Below are 16054 nucleotides of genomic sequence, written 5' to 3' on the forward strand. Positions count from 1 at the left end.
ATTGATAAAAAGCAATCAAGTATGGAACATCCATTCTATCCATACTTGACTGCTTTTATGAACCTTGTAAGAATCTAACGCTAATAAAGTCTCGTGTTATTACAGAGCTTGAGCTGCAGTAATCAACGCAAGCTTGTACACATCTTCAGCACTACAGCCACGAGAAAGGTCGTTTACTGGGCGATTTAAGCCTTGCAGAATAGGGCCTACAGCTTCGAAGTTACCAAGACGTTGTGCAATTTTGTACCCGATATTACCTGCTTCTAAGCTAGGGAATATGAACACGTTCGCATCTCCTTTTATAACTGAATCAGGTGCTTTTTTAGCCGCAACAGACGGAACAAATGCTGCATCAAATTGGAATTCACCATCGATAACAAGGTCATCACGTTCTTCCTTAACTAATTTAAGCGCTTCTGTTACACGTTCTGTTTCAGGTGATATTGCCGAACCGTAAGTTGAAAAGCTTAACATCGCAACACGAGGATCAATATCAAATAATTTCGCTGTTTCAGCACTTGCTATTGCTATTTCCGCTAAATCTTTGCTATTCGGTGAAATGTTAATCGCACAATCAGCAAATACATATTTCTCATCACCGCGTACCATAACAAATGCACCCGAGGTTTTTTTCATGCCTTCTTTAGTCTTAATAATTTGTAAAGCAGGACGAACAGTATCTGCTGTAGAATGTACTGCTCCACTCACAAGACCATCTGCTTTGTTCGTATGTACAAGCATTGTTCCAAAATAATTAGCATCTTGAAGAATTTTTCGTGCATCTTCTTCAGTAGACTTTCCTTTTCTTCTTTCTACGAATGATTGAACGAGCATATCCATCTCTTCATAAGTTCCAGGATCAAAAATAGTAACACCACTCAATTCAACATTTAGGGAATTTGCTGTATTACGAACTTCCTCTTCATTTCCTACTACTATTGGATGTAGAAGATCTTCATTGGCTAAACGACTTACGACTGTTAGGATACGCTCATCTGTTCCCTCAGGAAAAACAACTGTTTTCTTTTCTCCCGACAATTTTTCTTTAATACCAGTAAATAAATCACTCATTATTTTGAACCTCCATTAATTATATCCTCAACTTTTAGCGAAACATGTCTACGTTTACTATTACCTATTCATATACTTTCAAACCGACACTTTCTCTAAATACTAATAATACTTTACTGCTTCCATTAGGATACTGCTTTTTACATACTTTTAAAACAAGCACATCTTACGTAATCGCTTTCAAATAAAAGTCTTTATTTTTTCAAAAAATAGAATCTTTTGTTTTCAATTAAAACTTGATCTAAAAATCATTCTTAAAGATTCCTGTTGCTACATGCTCGAACTCGGTGTTTCTATGACATGTATGTTATATTTATATGGAGTGTACATACTATTCTCGAACATATTGAAGGAGTGAACTTAAATGAGCGAACCAGCAAAAACTTTAGAAGGTTGGTATAGTCTACATGATTTCCGTTCAATCGATTGGGTTGCTTGGAAACAGCTTTCAAGTGATGAGCGTGAAGCTATCATTCATGAATTCCAGGCTTTCTTAAATAAGTTAAACGAAACTCAAGAAGAAAAAGTAGGTAGCCATGCTTTCTATCAAATAATTGGGCAAAAGGCTGACTTTGTCTTAATGACACTTCGTCCAACAATGAACGAGCTTGGTGATATTGAAACAGCCTTTAATAAAACTAGACTTGCTGATTATACAATTCCGGTTTATTCTTATGTATCGGTTGTAGAATTAAGTAACTATCTTCCGGCTGATAAAGATCCAAACGAAGATCCACAAATTCAAGCACGTCTTAAACCTATTCTTCCACAATGGGAATATCTCTGCTTCTATCCAATGGATAAACGTCGTCAAGGTGATGATAACTGGTACATGCTTTCAATGGAAGAACGCATGAATATGATGCGTAGCCATGGAATGATTGGTCGTCAATATGCAGGTAAAGTAAAACAAATTATTACGGGTTCAGTTGGTTTTGATGATTGGGAATGGGGCGTTACATTATTCTCAGATGACGTTCTACAATTCAAAAAACTTATATACGAAATGCGCTTTGATGAAGTAAGTGCTCGCTTCGGTGAATTCGGATCCTTCTATGTGGGAACTCGCTTACCGCAAGAACGAATTTCAAACTTCCTTCATGTATAAATTTAATAAACTCATTTTCTCCTTGTTGTAAATCATACACAAGGAGTTTTTTTGTCATAAACTTGTTTCTCATCTCATAACTTTAAATACTGAAGTATAATCGACCAATTAAATACCTTTCTTAGACAGCCTTTAAACTTGCTATTTTTTCTTTATCATTCTTGTGAGGTGAACAAAGATGGTAATTCCATACAACGAAATGGATGTAAAGTTGTTAGCGAGGTTAATGCGTGCTGAAGCAGAAGGCGACGGTCAACTTGGCATGTTAATGGTTGGAAATGTAGGTGTAAATCGCATCCGTGCTAACTGCCTTGACTTTAAGGATATTGACTCAATGAGAAGAATGGTCTTCCAGTCTCCTGGTGGCTTTGAAGCAACTCAAAAAGGATATTTTTATCAAAGGGCTAGAGAAAAGGATATTGAATTAGCCCGAAAAGCAATTAAGGGAATGCGTCTTGATCCAGCAAGCAATTCATTATGGTTCTTTAGACCAGAAGGTGATTGTCCAGCTCAATGGTATGATCAGTGGAATTCTGGACGATACAAGTCTCATTGCTTTTTCACACCTCTTGAAGCCAATTGCCCTAGCGTTTACCGAACATTTTAATTATGAATGATGAGGAGGAGTCTTATGAAACAAGATTATTATTCACCTTACCAAAACGTATATGGAGGTCGACAACAACCTTCCTATTCCTATGGCTTTCCGCCTGGTTATACTACCGGGGGACCTATACCACAAACTGGACCAAGTACTGCTGGGCCACCAAAATCACCATACTCTAATATTCCTGGCATGCTACCGCTAGAAGAATCCTATATCGAAAATATTCTCCGATTAAATAGAGGTAAACCTGTTACTGTATACATGACATTTGAAAACAACAAGGAATGGAATGCGATGACCTTTAGAGGTATAATCGAAGCTGCAGGTCGTGATCATATCATATTAAGTGATCCTGAAACAGGAAAACGATACCTATTATTAATGATTTACCTTGATTACGTTGTCTTTGACGAAGAAGTAAATTATGATTTGCCATACTAAAAAATACAAACCTAACACTCATGAATAAGAGTTGAGTTACGTAATATACCTTCCTATCTATGCAATGATTAGAATATCTAAATTACATTCTTGATAAATTGACTCTTATAATCAAATCAGTAGCACTTGAAGCTAGCCACCTCATCACGTTACATTTCCATACAAAAAAAGTTGCCTTGTATGTAAGGCAACTTTTTTTGTATTATAGATGTTTGAATGCAGCAATCGCAAGCAATGTCCACGCAATGAGAAATGCAACACCACCGAGTGGTGTGATCATCCCAAGCTTCGTTATCCCAGTTGTACTTAACACGTACAGACTTCCTGAGAACAATATAATACCTACAAACATTAACCAACCTGACCATGTCATTAGCGCAGAATTTGTTATTTTGGAAGAAGCAAGGGCTACTACAAACAGGCCAATAGAATGGAACATTTGATAGTTAACACCTTTCTCCCAAATGGTTATCATTCTTTCTGATAACTTCCCCTCTAACCCATGTGCACCAAAGGCACCTAATGCTACTGATAGGAATGCATTCACACTTCCTAAAATCATAAAAGTTTTTAACATAGACATTCACCTTTTGTTAGTATCGTTTCCTTCATCATAAACTATTTTGACAATTAACTACAACTCTCTAAACTTCTCTTTTCAAATTATCAATCATAACTACTACGTACAATCTATTTAAAAATCAAATAGTGAATCTCCATTTGCATCATCTTCTATTATCTTCTTACCTTGTAATGATTTTGTAGATGGACTCGTTGTTGGTATAACTGGCTTCCCTTTACCATGTTCCATCATATGGAGATGCTCTTGAAAGCTATCTCTTTGATCATCTACTCTTACAGTTGGTGTATAACTTTTATCATTTTCACCTTCATTTAATATTAATTCACATAATGTCTTTATGGCGTGAACATGCTCTCTTACAGCTTGTTTTTCCTCCAATGTAACTTTTCTATCGGCCAATTCAAGTTCATTTTTCATTTGGTGCAGTAACCCTTTTATTGGAATATTCATCTAATCGCCCTCTTCATACCTAGTTTCTTAATATAAATATCCATATAAATCATTATCTACTCAATAAAAATCTAAGAAGTATGTGTCTTTTGACGGAATCCATTTTTCAAATCGCTTCACATCCGATACGTCTCCTTGTAACTTTCCAGTCTCATATAAAAAGCTTGTTTTTTGATATCCTAGCAACAATGTTGTCAATGTTTGAATATCACACCTTATTCCTCGTTTAGGAGCCTGACTACATGCTTTCTTCTCTTTCTTTTCTGGGAAAAACTCAACATCATTTTTCCCTATCCGGTATGTTCCACTATTCCAACTAGCATACTCATCTGAAATGTGTAGAAACAACGTCTCTCCATCCTCTTGTTCAAACGGATATTGTTTCAAAAAGCTGTGTGCATCCACAATTCGACTCATGTAATATGTTTCTGTCACTTGTTCAATTGTTGGTTCATCTAGTAGATAAGAAAGTTTATCATTTTCAGGCATGAACATTTCAACTTTCTCTGCCATTGAATCATGATTACGTATAAATTGAAGTAAACCTAATTGTGCCTGTACATTTAAATGCACAAATTCCTCAATTTTCATAAGTTTGTCACTTACCGTATAAATCATATAACCTTTGGGATTATTCTCGTTGTCAAACCAAACGGTAGCATGTTCATCCTCTGAAAATACACGATTTCTCCACCACCACTCTGAACGTTGCAACAATCCATTATACTGCTCACAATATGCTTCATAAATACCATTTAACAACGGAATATCCGAGCCTACTCTTTTTACACTTCCAGTTGTCTTACTAAATGAAAGCTTGTTGAGTGGTAGCTTATATTTCTTAACAGAGGTTAACGTCTCCCATCCGTATTTCCGATAAAAAGAGACTGAAAATGGGTGCAAATATGACAAGAGATAACCTTCTTCTTTCATCACACGTAGGCTCTCTATCATCAGTTGCTTCACCATTCCCTGCCTACGATATTCTGGCCAAGTCGCAACAGCAGCAATGCCGCCCATTTTATAGGATGTTCCGTGAATATATGTATGTAACGGCACGAGATGCAATTTTGAAGCAAGGTTTTGACCATCGTTCATCCCAAATATCTTATGGCGTCCATACCAGCTTTGTTGCTTTTCTTTTTGATCTTCAGATAAAACATATTGAAAAGCAAATTCTGATAACTTAATCACATCTTCCATCTTACTACCATCTAAAATTTGAATTTCACTCACCTTCATCACTCCTTATCCCTTACTATACGTGATTTTTCCTACTTCTCAAACTAAAGGATATTGCTTTTATGAACTTGATTTATGAAGCTAAAACCTTCAATAAAAAGGTTACTTTTTAATAAAAGTTGACATAACAAAAAAAGTAATAATTACGTTCAAATTAACTATGGAAAGGTTCATTTTCTAATAGGCTGTATAAATGGCAGAATACAAGCCAAAATAACTGCGAATATAACTTTGAAAAGGAGTGTAACAAAATGAAAAAAACGATTTCACTTATTATTAGCTTCTTAATCCTATCGTTTGTGGTTGTCACCGCAAATGCTACATTTGCGAAGGAAGTTCAAAATACTTCTATGGTTCGTATCATTCATGCTTCACCAGATGCCCCAGCAGTAGATATTGTTATTGATGGAGAAATTGTTGTTGAAAATGCAGCATTCAAAGCTGTAACAGACTATTTAACACTTTCAGCTGGTGAACACGAGGTTAAAATTTACGCAACAGGTACTGAAGATGAACAAGACCCTGTTATTGAAGCTGATATAACAACTGATGCAGATAAAGCATACACCGTGGCTGCTGTTAATACTGTAGATAACATTGAACTCGTTATATCTGAAGATGACCTTGCTCTTACCGAAGGCATGACTAAAATACGTGTCGGTCATTTTTCACCTGATGCCCCACCAGTTAACGTTGGACTAAAGGATGATAAAGTTGTTTTTGAGGACGTATCATTTAAAGATATTACTGATTTTGTAGAACTAGAAGCAGATACTTATAATTTCGAAGTTGTAACAAGTGATAATGAACAACCAGTTCTTGACCTATCAGGTACAAAATTAGACAAGAATACTGTGTACTCTGTTTATGCTATCAATATGTTAGATAGTATTGAACCGCTCATTGTTACATATGTTGTAGAATAATAAATCGAAGACAAGTTGGCTATGTTTATCCATAGCCAACTTGTCTTCATTCATGTGTATTACCTTCACTTTGAAAGATAATACTCTCTTCTTCAAACCGTATCCAATTGAGGCATGTTATTTCACAATCTAACTAGATTATTAGTTATTTCTTTAAATCACTATGTGTTACATTGACAAAAATTTTAATTTGAAATTTCTTGATCATCTGACACGTGATAAATAATATTTCATTTTAGTTACTCTTAAATCAATTAATGGTTGTGCAACTGCATTAATTAATTTACTTGATAAAACTATCGTTAATCCTATAGACAGTGCAGCCAATATGATCAAATCAAATCCATTTTCTAAATGTAATACTTTTTCATTTCTTGCATATTGAATTATAAATCCATGTAACAAATATACATACAATGTCCGTGCTCCGAAATCAGTAAAATAAAACTTTTTAGTTGGAACTAACGACAAAAAGCTAAACATATTTATAAGTGTTAACATATACCATCCAAATCGATATAATCCACCCATAACTCCAACATCAAGTTGTTCATATGACATTGAACCGAGTAACCAATCTGTATTAAATTGAGGCAAATAGAAAAAGCTAATCAATGTTGTTAATAATATACTAGCTGAGACAATTTGAACCGTTGGTTGCTTCATCCATACAAAGTGTTCTTTCTTCATATAAAACCCTATTAAAAAGATTGGTAAGAAAACAAAGGTTCTTGACAAGCTTAAATATTGCCCAACAAAATCTACATATCCAATTAATAAACTAATTGTTAGAGAAACAGTCAAAGCCCATTTTGGTTGAAGTTTTGTAATTACGAATAATAGAGCATTCCAAAAAAACAAACTTAACAAAAACCATAATGACCATTGAGGAAGAAAAAAATCTATTGTTAATGAACCTTTGTAATTCATTAATACATAATAAAGACTATAAACGATTTGAAAAATAAAATATGGGATGAGCAGCTTGAAAAAAATTTTTTTCAAGTATCCTTCCTTATGAAAACCTTTTGCAAAGAACCCTGCTAGTAAAATAAAAGCTGGCATATGGAATGTATAAATAAACCGATAAAGTGTCGATCCAATCTGACTTTCTCCAACAAAAGGTGTTAATAAATGTCCAAATACGACTAATGTGATCAATAAAAACCTCGCATTGTCGTAATATGCTTCTCGTTGCATGTTTATCACCTTTCCTAATTATTAAATCACATCCTTCCATACAAGTTTCGATAAAAAATATTATTTGTTATCGTATTGAGCAGTTGTAAAAAATAACAAGGGAATGCTTTTTCGAAAAACCCATTAAACTACCCAAAAGTCTAATTCAACTTTTAATTTTTGTATCACGCAATTTTGCATAAGATAAGATAAAATAAGTGGATTTTTACGAGAAAAATGTCAACTTTTGTTTCACATGAAACATTTAACTACTTAATATTTGAAGTTTCTTATCGAAATTTCATCACTAACTTGAAACTTACAGAACAAACGGTTTCTCCCCAATCCCCTATACAATCATACAATAAAAATGAATAATTATTAGCATTTCATCGAAACACGCCTTGATAAAATCCGATAAATAAACTATATTATTATAGTGTTTCATCTTTTTTTGAATAAAACCTACACAAATTTGTATATTATATTATTGCACCGTAAGGGGGACATCAAATGAATAAACAACAAATTTCACCTACTAGCTATCTCAAGTTCCTTCTCCCTTCACTATTAGGGATTTTCTTGTTTATGACACCTATTTCATACGCTGGGGAGATAACGATCCCTATCGCTGTACTTTCTAACTTTGTACAAGGGATGTTAGAAGATTTATTACCAGCAATCATGACTATTATTATTACAATTACATTTGTTGGAACAATCCTAGCAAAATTCATTCAGTGGCCAACTGACAAACCAAGCTTTTTACGTAGCTTACTTGATGTGTCGCCGGTATGGGTTTTAATTAGAGTGCTTGGAATGGTGTTTGCTATCTTAACATTACTACAAGTAGGACCTGCTGCAATTATCTCTGAGAATACTGGTGGACTCTTATTAAATGATCTACTGCCTGTATTATTCTCAGTATTTTTATTTGCAGGATTATTTCTACCCTTATTATTAAACTTTGGTCTACTTGAACTATGTGGAGCATTACTTACAAAGATCATGCGACCATTATTTACATTACCAGGACGTTCTTCTATTGATTGTATGGCATCATGGATGGGCGATGGTACAATTGGTGTGTTACTAACAAGTAAACAGTACGAAGAAGGGTATTATACAAAAAGGGAGTCTGCAGTTATCGGAACAACCTTCTCTGTTGTTTCAATTACATTCAGTTTAGTCATCCTTGCTCAAGTCGAATTAAGTCATTTATTTGTACCTTATTACTTAACAATTATTGCAGCTGGACTTGTAGCTGCACTCATATTACCACGTATACCACCTCTTTCTCGTAAGGAAGATTCGTACTATAATCAGGATTTGTCTGAAGATAAAGAACTTATTCCATCAGGGTATAACGCTTGGCAATGGGGCATTACACAAGCAACTGAAAAAGCAAAAACGAATAAAAGTGTTACTGAGTTTTTCAAAGATGGTTTGAAGAATATTCTTGACATGTGGATGGGTGTTGCTCCAATTGTTATGGCTCTTGGTACTTTAGCACTTATTGTCGCTGAATATACTCCGATCTTCACGTGGCTTGGGATACCTTTTATCCCATTATTAGAATTACTACAAATCCCTGAAGCGGCAGAAGCTTCCCAAACATTAATTGTTGGTTTTGCAGATATGTTTTTACCTTCAATTATTGGAAGTGGCATTGAAAGTGAAATGACACGATTTATTATTGCTGCCGTTTCTGTTACTCAATTAATCTATATGTCTGAAGTAGGAGGACTCTTACTAGGGTCAAAAATTCCTATTTCAATTTGGGAATTATTTGTGATTTTTATTCTAAGAACACTTATTACATTACCAATTATCACTTTATGTGCACATCTCATTTTCTAAACATAATGAACAAACCTGCTACAATAATTAGTAGCAGGTTTGTATTTGAAATTCTTTCATTTTTCGATATAACGTATTTCTACCAATACCTAGTATTTTGGCTGTGACCGTTATATTACCTCCCGACTCTTGCAAAGCACTCTCAATTGCTTCCTTTTCAAGTTCCTTCAATGTTTTAAGCTCTCTCATGTTCTCTTGTACGTTTGTTCGAATTTGGATATGTCTCGCTTCAATTACATCGTAATCCGCCAAAAAAATAGCTTGTACGATACTACTTCTCAACTCTCGGATATTTCCTGGCCAGTGATAACTTTTAATTTTTCGCCAAGCATCATCAGTCAACTTCATTGATGGATGTTCTGTTTGAAGGAAATGTTCCACCAATTCACTTATATCCGCTCGGTCTCGTAGTGAAGGTAAGCTTAATGAAATTTCTTTCAACCGATAATAAAGATCCTCACGAAAATTACCTTTCTTCACTTCCTTCAACAAATCTCGATGTGTTGCTGCAATAACTCTCGTATTAATCCTTTTAGGTTCAACCGCCCCAACTGGTGTAACTACCCGTTCTTGTAACACACGTAACAAAGCAGCTTGTCCTCTTAATGACATATCCCCTATTTCATCAAGAAAAATAGTACCCTTATGTGCTGCGACAAACTTACCCTTCTTACCTGATCGATCTGCACCTGTAAATGCTCCTGCTTCATACCCAAACAATTCACTCTCTATAAGGCTGTCGGGAATTGCGCTACAATTCACTGCAAGAAATGGTTCATTCTTACGTTCACTAGCATAATGAATCGATTGGGCAAATATTTCCTTGCCTGTCCCACTCTCTCCTGTAATAAGCACATTATAATCATACCTTGCAGCCTTTTGTGCTACTTTCTTAACGTCAACAATTGTTTGACAAGAACCTATAATATTTTTAAAGCAATAATTATCATTTGCTTTCTTTTTCTCATGATGACCTTCAAAGACAGCTACTGAACGAAATTGTTTTGGAGTTCGATCTATAATCGTTTCAACTTCAAATCCTCTTATAATTTGAAAAGGTGTCCCAATACAGTCATCTCCTAGTAATCTCCTCGCTGCGTCATTAGCTCTAACAATCGTTCGCTCCTTATCAATTGATAAGATAGGTTTGTTGTGTAAATTGAATGTATAATCTAATTCCTTAAGAGAAAGGAGGTGGTCTTCTTTTGATTGTTCAAACAATATTTTATTTTGTATAGCAGTTGCAATAGAAATAGATAACATATGCGCATGGATAGAAAAATGTTCATTGGCACTACTAATATCAATTACTCCTAATAACTTTCCTTCCCCTGAATAGATAGGTGAAGCAGTACATGAAAGAAACTGATTCTCTTTAAAGAAGTGGTCTTTCCCAATAATTATATTTGTTTGCTGATCTTCCAATGCAATACCAATAGCATTTGTGCCTTTATGCTCTTCTTTCCAATTTGCTCCTACTTGTAATTGGACAGCTTGTGCTTTCGTCGCCACCTTTACATTTCCAATCCTATAAATTACATATCCATTAGAATCAACTAGTAATACAATGTGTTCTGTTACATTCATCAAAGGTAACATCTTTTCCAATACTTCCTTCGTTACTGAAAGCAACAACCTATTTTCCTTCTGTAGTTCTTTTATATTTTTTGTAGATATAATTTGGTCATCAGCTGCATTCTCTCGGTTTAGTCCCACATCATAACATCGATTCCAAGAACGTTTGATATACTCTTTTGAATCCTGTTTAATTGGAAATGTATGCACTACACCACCTCTTATTATCTGAATATTTATAATTATTATATATTATCTTATTCTATTTTCATAACGTTATGATGTTCATTTTTGGAACAATTACATGTTCCATTTTGGCTCATCATCTACAAGCTAAATTATTAAAACTCTAATTTGAAAGCGCTTTCTATTTTGGCATAGATTTTGCATTATATAAAATTGAAAAATTGATTGGAGGGATTGTAATGGCAATTTACGAAAGACCAGGTCATCCAAACTCAAAGGTTAACTTTAAGAAACGTTATGATAATTACATAGGTGGAGAATGGGTCCCACCAGTTAGTGGTGAGTATTTTGAAAATGTAACTCCAGTTACTGGTGAAGTTTTCTGTGAAGTAGCACGTTCAAATGCTACAGATATTGAAAAAGCACTAGATGCTGCACATGCTGCAAAAGACAGCTGGGGTAAAACATCTCCAACAGAACGTGCTATCATTCTAAATAAAATTGCTGATCGAATAGAAGAAAACCTAGAAATATTAGCAGTCGCTGAAACGTGGGATAACGGGAAGCCAATCCGTGAAACAAAGGCTGCTGATATTCCCTTATCAATCGATCACTTCCGTTATTTTGCAGGTATTATTCGTTCCCAAGAAGGTAGCATTAGTCAACTTGATAATGACACTGTAGCTTATCATTTCAATGAACCACTCGGTGTAGTTGGACAAATAATCCCTTGGAATTTCCCATTACTAATGGGTTCATGGAAGATCGCTCCTGCTCTTGCGGCTGGAAACTGTATCGTCTTAAAACCTGCTGAACAAACACCAGCCTCTATTATGGTGTTAATGGAGCTAATTGGAGATTTACTTCCTCCAGGTGTATTAAACATCGTAAATGGATTTGGGGTTGAAGCAGGAAAACCACTTGCATCAAGTGATCGGATTGCAAAAATTGCATTTACAGGTGAAACAACAACAGGACGTTTAATTATGCAATATGCTTCACAGAATATCATTCCTGTCACACTAGAATTAGGAGGTAAGTCGCCAAATATCTTCTTTGAAGACGTAATGGCTAAGGATGATGACTTCCTAGATAAGGCAATCGAAGGATTTGTCATGTTTGCACTTAATCAAGGTGAAGTATGCACATGCCCGTCTCGTGCATTGATTCATGAAAATATTTATGACAAATTCATGGAACGCGCGATAGAGCGTGTCAAAATGATAAAGCAAGGAAATCCTCTAGACGAAGCAACAATGATCGGTGCACAAGCTTCAAATGAGCAACTTGAGAAAATTCTCTCTTACTTAGATATTGGGAAACAAGAAGGTGCTGAATGCTTAACAGGTGGCGAACGTAATACATCACTTGAAGGAGATTTAGCAGGTGGATATTATGTAAAACCTACTGTCTTCAAAGGAAACAATAACATGCGTATTTTCCAAGAAGAAATCTTCGGACCTGTTGTTTCTGTTGCGACATTTAGCAGTCACGAAGAAGTACTTAATATTGCAAATGATACTCTTTACGGACTTGGAGCAGGCGTTTGGTCGCGCGATATTAATACTGCATACCGATTCGGGCGTGACATTGAAGCAGGAAGAGTATGGACAAATTGTTATCATGCATATCCGGCACACGCTGCATTTGGTGGATATAAGAAATCAGGTATCGGTCGCGAAAACCACAAAATGATGCTCTCTCATTATCAACAAACGAAAAACTTACTTGTTAGTTACAGCCCAAAATCTCTAGGTTTTTTCTAAAAAATGAGTAAAGTAGAGCGTGTGATTGCAACAGAAGACGCTATTGCCCTCATCCATAAACTTAGAGCCAAACATGGGGATTTGCTCTTTCATCAATCAGGAGGATGCTGCGACGGAAGCTCACCAATGTGTTATCCACATGACGAGTTTCTTATAGGAGAACAAGACGTCTATCTTGGCGATATTGGTGACACCCCGTTTTATATGAGTAAGGATCAATATGAATATTGGAAACATACACAACTGATTATTGATACAGTCGATGGTAGAGGTGGTATGTTCTCACTTGAAGGACCAGAAGGAAAACGATTTTTAACTCGATCTAAGGTTTTCAACAAAGAAGAGCTCCAACAATTAAAGTTGAGTAATGGTAAATGAACAGCTAAGCACTATAAGAAGTACGAAGGAAACGATCTATTTCCTTCGTACTTTTTTATTTACTATCTACAATTTTTAATAAGAATAACGAACCACCTTTTCGATCAATTTAAAAATGAGGAGGTGAATAATGTGCAAAAAGATCGCATCGCAAGCTCTGGTACAAATATTGATGCAGTTAAGCGTCAAAATGACCGCTCAGGTATGACCTATAATGAAGTGAAACAACTTCTTGCAAGCACGACTGGTGGACATGGTACGAATAAATACAGTGATACGAATGTTGACCAAGTAAAGCAGGACATTCAACAATCTCAGCAAAACAAACATACGTAGTACTCCTATAAAGAACAAGATGTTCCTTAACCACATTTTAGCTAGAATTTTATATGAACCTATTCAAAAACGCTATTCCTCCTAAAAACATATAAGGAATAGCGTTTTCAATTTTGATAATAAATAATAAACAATCTAAACTAATCACATCTGTACTTCATTTTACATCGTTTCAATTTGAACTGTCACTTTAAATAAGTCGCCATCTAACTCAATCCGCATTGTCCCACCATGTAAATCAACAATTGATTGTGCAATCGCAAGCCCTAATCCCGAACCTTCAGTATTCCTTGATGTATCCGCACGCTTGAACCTCTCAACTAGTTCATCCACATTATCTCCAAGCTCATATTTCGTGACATTTTTGATGACAAACTCCGCAAGATTATTTTCCCGTTTTAACGTAACATATACTCTCGTATGCTCCATTGAATACTTGATTGCATTTGTAATTAGATTATCTAATACACGCCACCATTTTTGCCCATCTACATTTGCAATAACTGGTTGCTCCGATGTCGTCAATCTAAAATCAAGTTCGGATTGTTCAATCTTCTCTTGATGTTCACCTATTACTTGTTGTATTAATTGTGTCAAATCAACTTTTTGTTTTTTAAGTTCCATATTTCCACTTGCCATTTTAGAAACCTCAAACAAATCCTCAATAAGTGTCTTCAATCGGTTCGATTTTCTTTCCAATATACTGACATATTCTGCTCTCTCCTCTTCTGACAACTTAGGATTCTTTAACAAATCAGTATAGGTAATAATTGAAGTGAGGGGTGTTCTTAAATCATGACTAACATTAGTAATCAACTCAGTTTTTAACCGTTCGCTCTTGGCTTGTTCTGTTAATGACGTCCTAATACCTGTTCTAAGTTTATTTATATACCTTGCATGCAGGGCAATCACTGATTTTCCTCTCTCAGGAATCGGATCAACTGCTAACCCTTGAGCAATCTTTTCTGTCGCAATAAATATTTGATTCAAATACCCTGTTTTAATCAGCATAAGAACAACAGATGGTATTCCTATAAAGATTGAACATATAAAAAATAAGACTACTAGTTCATCACCATACACAATAGCCAGTGCTGTTCCTAATCCCCAAAAGAACACAATCACAAGCGTAAACAACACTTGAATACCTATTGAAACCTTTGAGAAAATACCAGTTATTGAATTAACCCGCTTAGCAAGCGCACCCTTTTTTATTTTTGAAATAAAGTCAGCACCTTGCTTCACTTCATCAAACATCCATACACATTGATACATTAATAGCCATACTAAAAAAGTGATGATAACAAGTTCGAACAGATTCAAAGAAAAAAGCTCATAATATTCACGATGAACATAGCTATACGTAAAACCTGTTAAAAAAAGAAACAAAACAGATATAAGCATAATATTTATAATCAATAAAAACAGCCTTATATCTATTGCGATTGCTTCAAATCTCTTTCTAAATGATGACTCTAAAAACCATGACTTTTGGAATTTAAATAGAAATAATATCGTTACTAATGAGACAATTCCTATAACTATTGAAATATACGATATTCTCTTCTGTCTCTGAAACTCTTGATAACTTTCGAAGTTTCCAACTGCTCGTTCGGGTAAAATAATAGTTCCTTCAAAAAGTGTCGGGGCGGAATTCTTTAACACCCCGCTACTGTAATTATCCATATACATATTAGTAGATATTTTTAAATAACCTAATTCTTCGTTATAAACCTTTGTAAATGCTGCATTCTCTGAAATATTCCCCAGTGAAAATATCTTTCCTGTTTCAATATTCGTTAGTTCATAAGAATAGTCACCATACTTATCTTGAAAATCTAGCTTACCTCTATTTACTTCCTCAATATATGTATCTATTTCCCTCTCTATCTCTACTTTAACTTTTTCGGCAACATAACTGTCATCCTCAAAGTTTTTTTGTATATCTGCGATTTTAGTATCTCTTTCTTTTATTAGTATATTTTTGATAGTTTCATTGTTTGATGCTTCTGCGTCAATTATACGTTGATTATATTGAGATTGAATATTTTCAATCTGCTCACTTAGACTTCCATATCTATATCTGTGTTCATCAATTTGTTGTTGAGATACATTTATTTTTTCTTTCAACTTCTCTCCATCTAATTCAGTTAACTCAATTGAACCTAATTGGTCTATAAACTCTTCATAGTTATATACAAAATTCCCATCCTCAAAATAGTCAGCTCCGATATAACGTGTGCCTTCTTCAATTGTTATGAATGCAGAGACTAAAAAAATAATAACTAACATACACCAACCGTATGTTTTCAAAAAATGATTCTTCACTGTATTATTTACCTTCCT

The 16054-nt window shown here is 34.9% G+C and carries 15 protein-coding genes; 8 read left to right on the forward strand and 7 right to left on the reverse strand.

The features are described from left to right. Positions 1–99: 99 nt before the first annotated feature. Positions 100–1071: a phosphate acetyltransferase gene (gene pta, locus BFG57_RS06675; RefSeq protein WP_069716714.1), complete on the reverse strand. Its 972-nt coding sequence runs from the start codon at positions 1069–1071 to the stop codon at positions 100–102. Between the two features lie 364 nt (positions 1072–1435). On the opposite strand from pta, the gene hemQ reads away from it, so the two are divergent. The 3 genes from hemQ (at position 1436) to gerQ (ending at position 3227) form a co-directional block, all read left to right on the forward strand. After that, positions 1436–2179, forward strand: a complete 744-nt coding sequence (gene hemQ, locus BFG57_RS06680; RefSeq protein ID WP_069716715.1) for a hydrogen peroxide-dependent heme synthase — start codon at positions 1436–1438, stop codon at positions 2177–2179. Between the two features lie 178 nt (positions 2180–2357). Beyond that, complete coding sequence (locus BFG57_RS06685; RefSeq protein ID WP_069716716.1) at positions 2358–2786, forward strand: cell wall hydrolase; 429 nt, start codon at positions 2358–2360, stop codon at positions 2784–2786. 24 nt (positions 2787–2810) lie between these two features. After that, complete coding sequence (gerQ, locus tag BFG57_RS06690) at positions 2811–3227, forward strand: spore coat protein GerQ (RefSeq protein WP_245676712.1); 417 nt, start codon at positions 2811–2813, stop codon at positions 3225–3227. Positions 3228–3429: 202 nt separating this feature from the next. On the opposite strand, the gene BFG57_RS06695 is transcribed toward gerQ, so the two are convergent. The 3 genes from BFG57_RS06695 to BFG57_RS06705 all read right to left on the reverse strand — a co-directional run bounded on the left by BFG57_RS06695 (position 3430) and on the right by BFG57_RS06705 (position 5496). Beyond that, complete coding sequence (locus BFG57_RS06695) at positions 3430–3804, reverse strand: DUF423 domain-containing protein (RefSeq protein ID WP_069716718.1); 375 nt, start codon at positions 3802–3804, stop codon at positions 3430–3432. 117 nt (positions 3805–3921) lie between these two features. Then, entirely contained in the window at positions 3922–4260 is a 339-nt protein-coding gene (locus BFG57_RS06700) for a YwdI family protein (protein ID WP_069716719.1), read from the reverse strand. Positions 4261–4320: 60 nt separating this feature from the next. Further along, positions 4321–5496: a GNAT family N-acetyltransferase gene (locus BFG57_RS06705; protein WP_175428285.1), complete on the reverse strand. Its 1176-nt coding sequence runs from the start codon at positions 5494–5496 to the stop codon at positions 4321–4323. 257 nt (positions 5497–5753) lie between these two features. Between BFG57_RS06705 and BFG57_RS06710 the strand changes: the two genes are divergently transcribed. Next, the gene (locus tag BFG57_RS06710) at positions 5754–6428 is read left to right on the forward strand and encodes a DUF4397 domain-containing protein (RefSeq protein ID WP_069716721.1); all 675 of its coding nucleotides are present in this window, start codon (positions 5754–5756) and stop codon (positions 6426–6428) included. Positions 6429–6632: 204 nt separating this feature from the next. Here BFG57_RS06710 and BFG57_RS06715 read toward each other — a convergent pair whose 3' ends face one another. Next, entirely contained in the window at positions 6633–7628 is a 996-nt protein-coding gene (locus BFG57_RS06715; protein WP_069716722.1) for an acyltransferase family protein, read from the reverse strand. A gap of 492 nt (positions 7629–8120) precedes the next feature. Here BFG57_RS06715 and BFG57_RS06720 point away from each other — a divergent pair, with 492 nt between their 5' ends. Beyond that, positions 8121–9467: a YjiH family protein gene (locus BFG57_RS06720; RefSeq protein WP_069716723.1), complete on the forward strand. Its 1347-nt coding sequence runs from the start codon at positions 8121–8123 to the stop codon at positions 9465–9467. A gap of 27 nt (positions 9468–9494) precedes the next feature. Here BFG57_RS06720 and BFG57_RS06725 read toward each other — a convergent pair whose 3' ends face one another. After that, positions 9495–11252: a sigma-54-dependent Fis family transcriptional regulator gene (locus tag BFG57_RS06725; protein WP_083249109.1), complete on the reverse strand. Its 1758-nt coding sequence runs from the start codon at positions 11250–11252 to the stop codon at positions 9495–9497. Between the two features lie 215 nt (positions 11253–11467). Between BFG57_RS06725 and adh the strand changes: the two genes are divergently transcribed. The 3 genes from adh (at position 11468) to BFG57_RS06740 (ending at position 13708) form a co-directional block, all read left to right on the forward strand. Then, complete coding sequence (gene adh / locus BFG57_RS06730) at positions 11468–12994, forward strand: aldehyde dehydrogenase (protein WP_069716724.1); 1527 nt, start codon at positions 11468–11470, stop codon at positions 12992–12994. Between the two features lie 3 nt (positions 12995–12997). Further along, complete coding sequence (locus BFG57_RS06735) at positions 12998–13372, forward strand: DUF779 domain-containing protein (RefSeq protein WP_069716725.1); 375 nt, start codon at positions 12998–13000, stop codon at positions 13370–13372. A gap of 132 nt (positions 13373–13504) precedes the next feature. Continuing rightward, positions 13505–13708: a gamma-type small acid-soluble spore protein gene (locus tag BFG57_RS06740; RefSeq protein WP_342670281.1), complete on the forward strand. Its 204-nt coding sequence runs from the start codon at positions 13505–13507 to the stop codon at positions 13706–13708. A 162-nt stretch (positions 13709–13870) separates the two neighbouring features. On the opposite strand, the gene BFG57_RS06745 is transcribed toward BFG57_RS06740, so the two are convergent. After that, positions 13871–16036, reverse strand: a complete 2166-nt coding sequence (locus tag BFG57_RS06745; RefSeq protein WP_083249110.1) for a sensor histidine kinase — start codon at positions 16034–16036, stop codon at positions 13871–13873. Positions 16037–16054 lie beyond the last annotated feature (18 nt).

The sequence above is a fragment of the Bacillus solimangrovi genome (assembly GCF_001742425.1).
Lineage (GTDB): Bacteria > Bacillota > Bacilli > Bacillales > Bacillaceae_N > Bacillus_AV > Bacillus_AV solimangrovi.

Excerpts from the sequence above, each read along its gene's own strand:
- gerQ (WP_245676712.1), top strand. The coding sequence starts at position 2,811 with ATGAAACAAGATTATTATTCACCTTACCAAAACGTATATGGAGGTCGA.
- BFG57_RS06735 (WP_069716725.1), top strand. The coding sequence starts at position 12,998 with ATGAGTAAAGTAGAGCGTGTGATTGCAACAGAAGACGCTATTGCCCTC.
- BFG57_RS06695 (WP_069716718.1), bottom strand. The coding sequence starts at position 3,804 with ATGTTAAAAACTTTTATGATTTTAGGAAGTGTGAATGCATTCCTATCA.
- adh (WP_069716724.1), top strand. The coding sequence starts at position 11,468 with ATGGCAATTTACGAAAGACCAGGTCATCCAAACTCAAAGGTTAACTTT.
- pta (WP_069716714.1), bottom strand. The coding sequence starts at position 1,071 with ATGAGTGATTTATTTACTGGTATTAAAGAAAAATTGTCGGGAGAAAAG.
- BFG57_RS06715 (WP_069716722.1), bottom strand. The coding sequence starts at position 7,628 with ATGCAACGAGAAGCATATTACGACAATGCGAGGTTTTTATTGATCACA.
- BFG57_RS06710 (WP_069716721.1), top strand. The coding sequence starts at position 5,754 with ATGAAAAAAACGATTTCACTTATTATTAGCTTCTTAATCCTATCGTTT.
- BFG57_RS06720 (WP_069716723.1), top strand. The coding sequence starts at position 8,121 with ATGAATAAACAACAAATTTCACCTACTAGCTATCTCAAGTTCCTTCTC.
- BFG57_RS06700 (WP_069716719.1), bottom strand. The coding sequence starts at position 4,260 with ATGAATATTCCAATAAAAGGGTTACTGCACCAAATGAAAAATGAACTT.
- BFG57_RS06685 (WP_069716716.1), top strand. The coding sequence starts at position 2,358 with ATGGTAATTCCATACAACGAAATGGATGTAAAGTTGTTAGCGAGGTTA.
- hemQ (WP_069716715.1), top strand. The coding sequence starts at position 1,436 with ATGAGCGAACCAGCAAAAACTTTAGAAGGTTGGTATAGTCTACATGAT.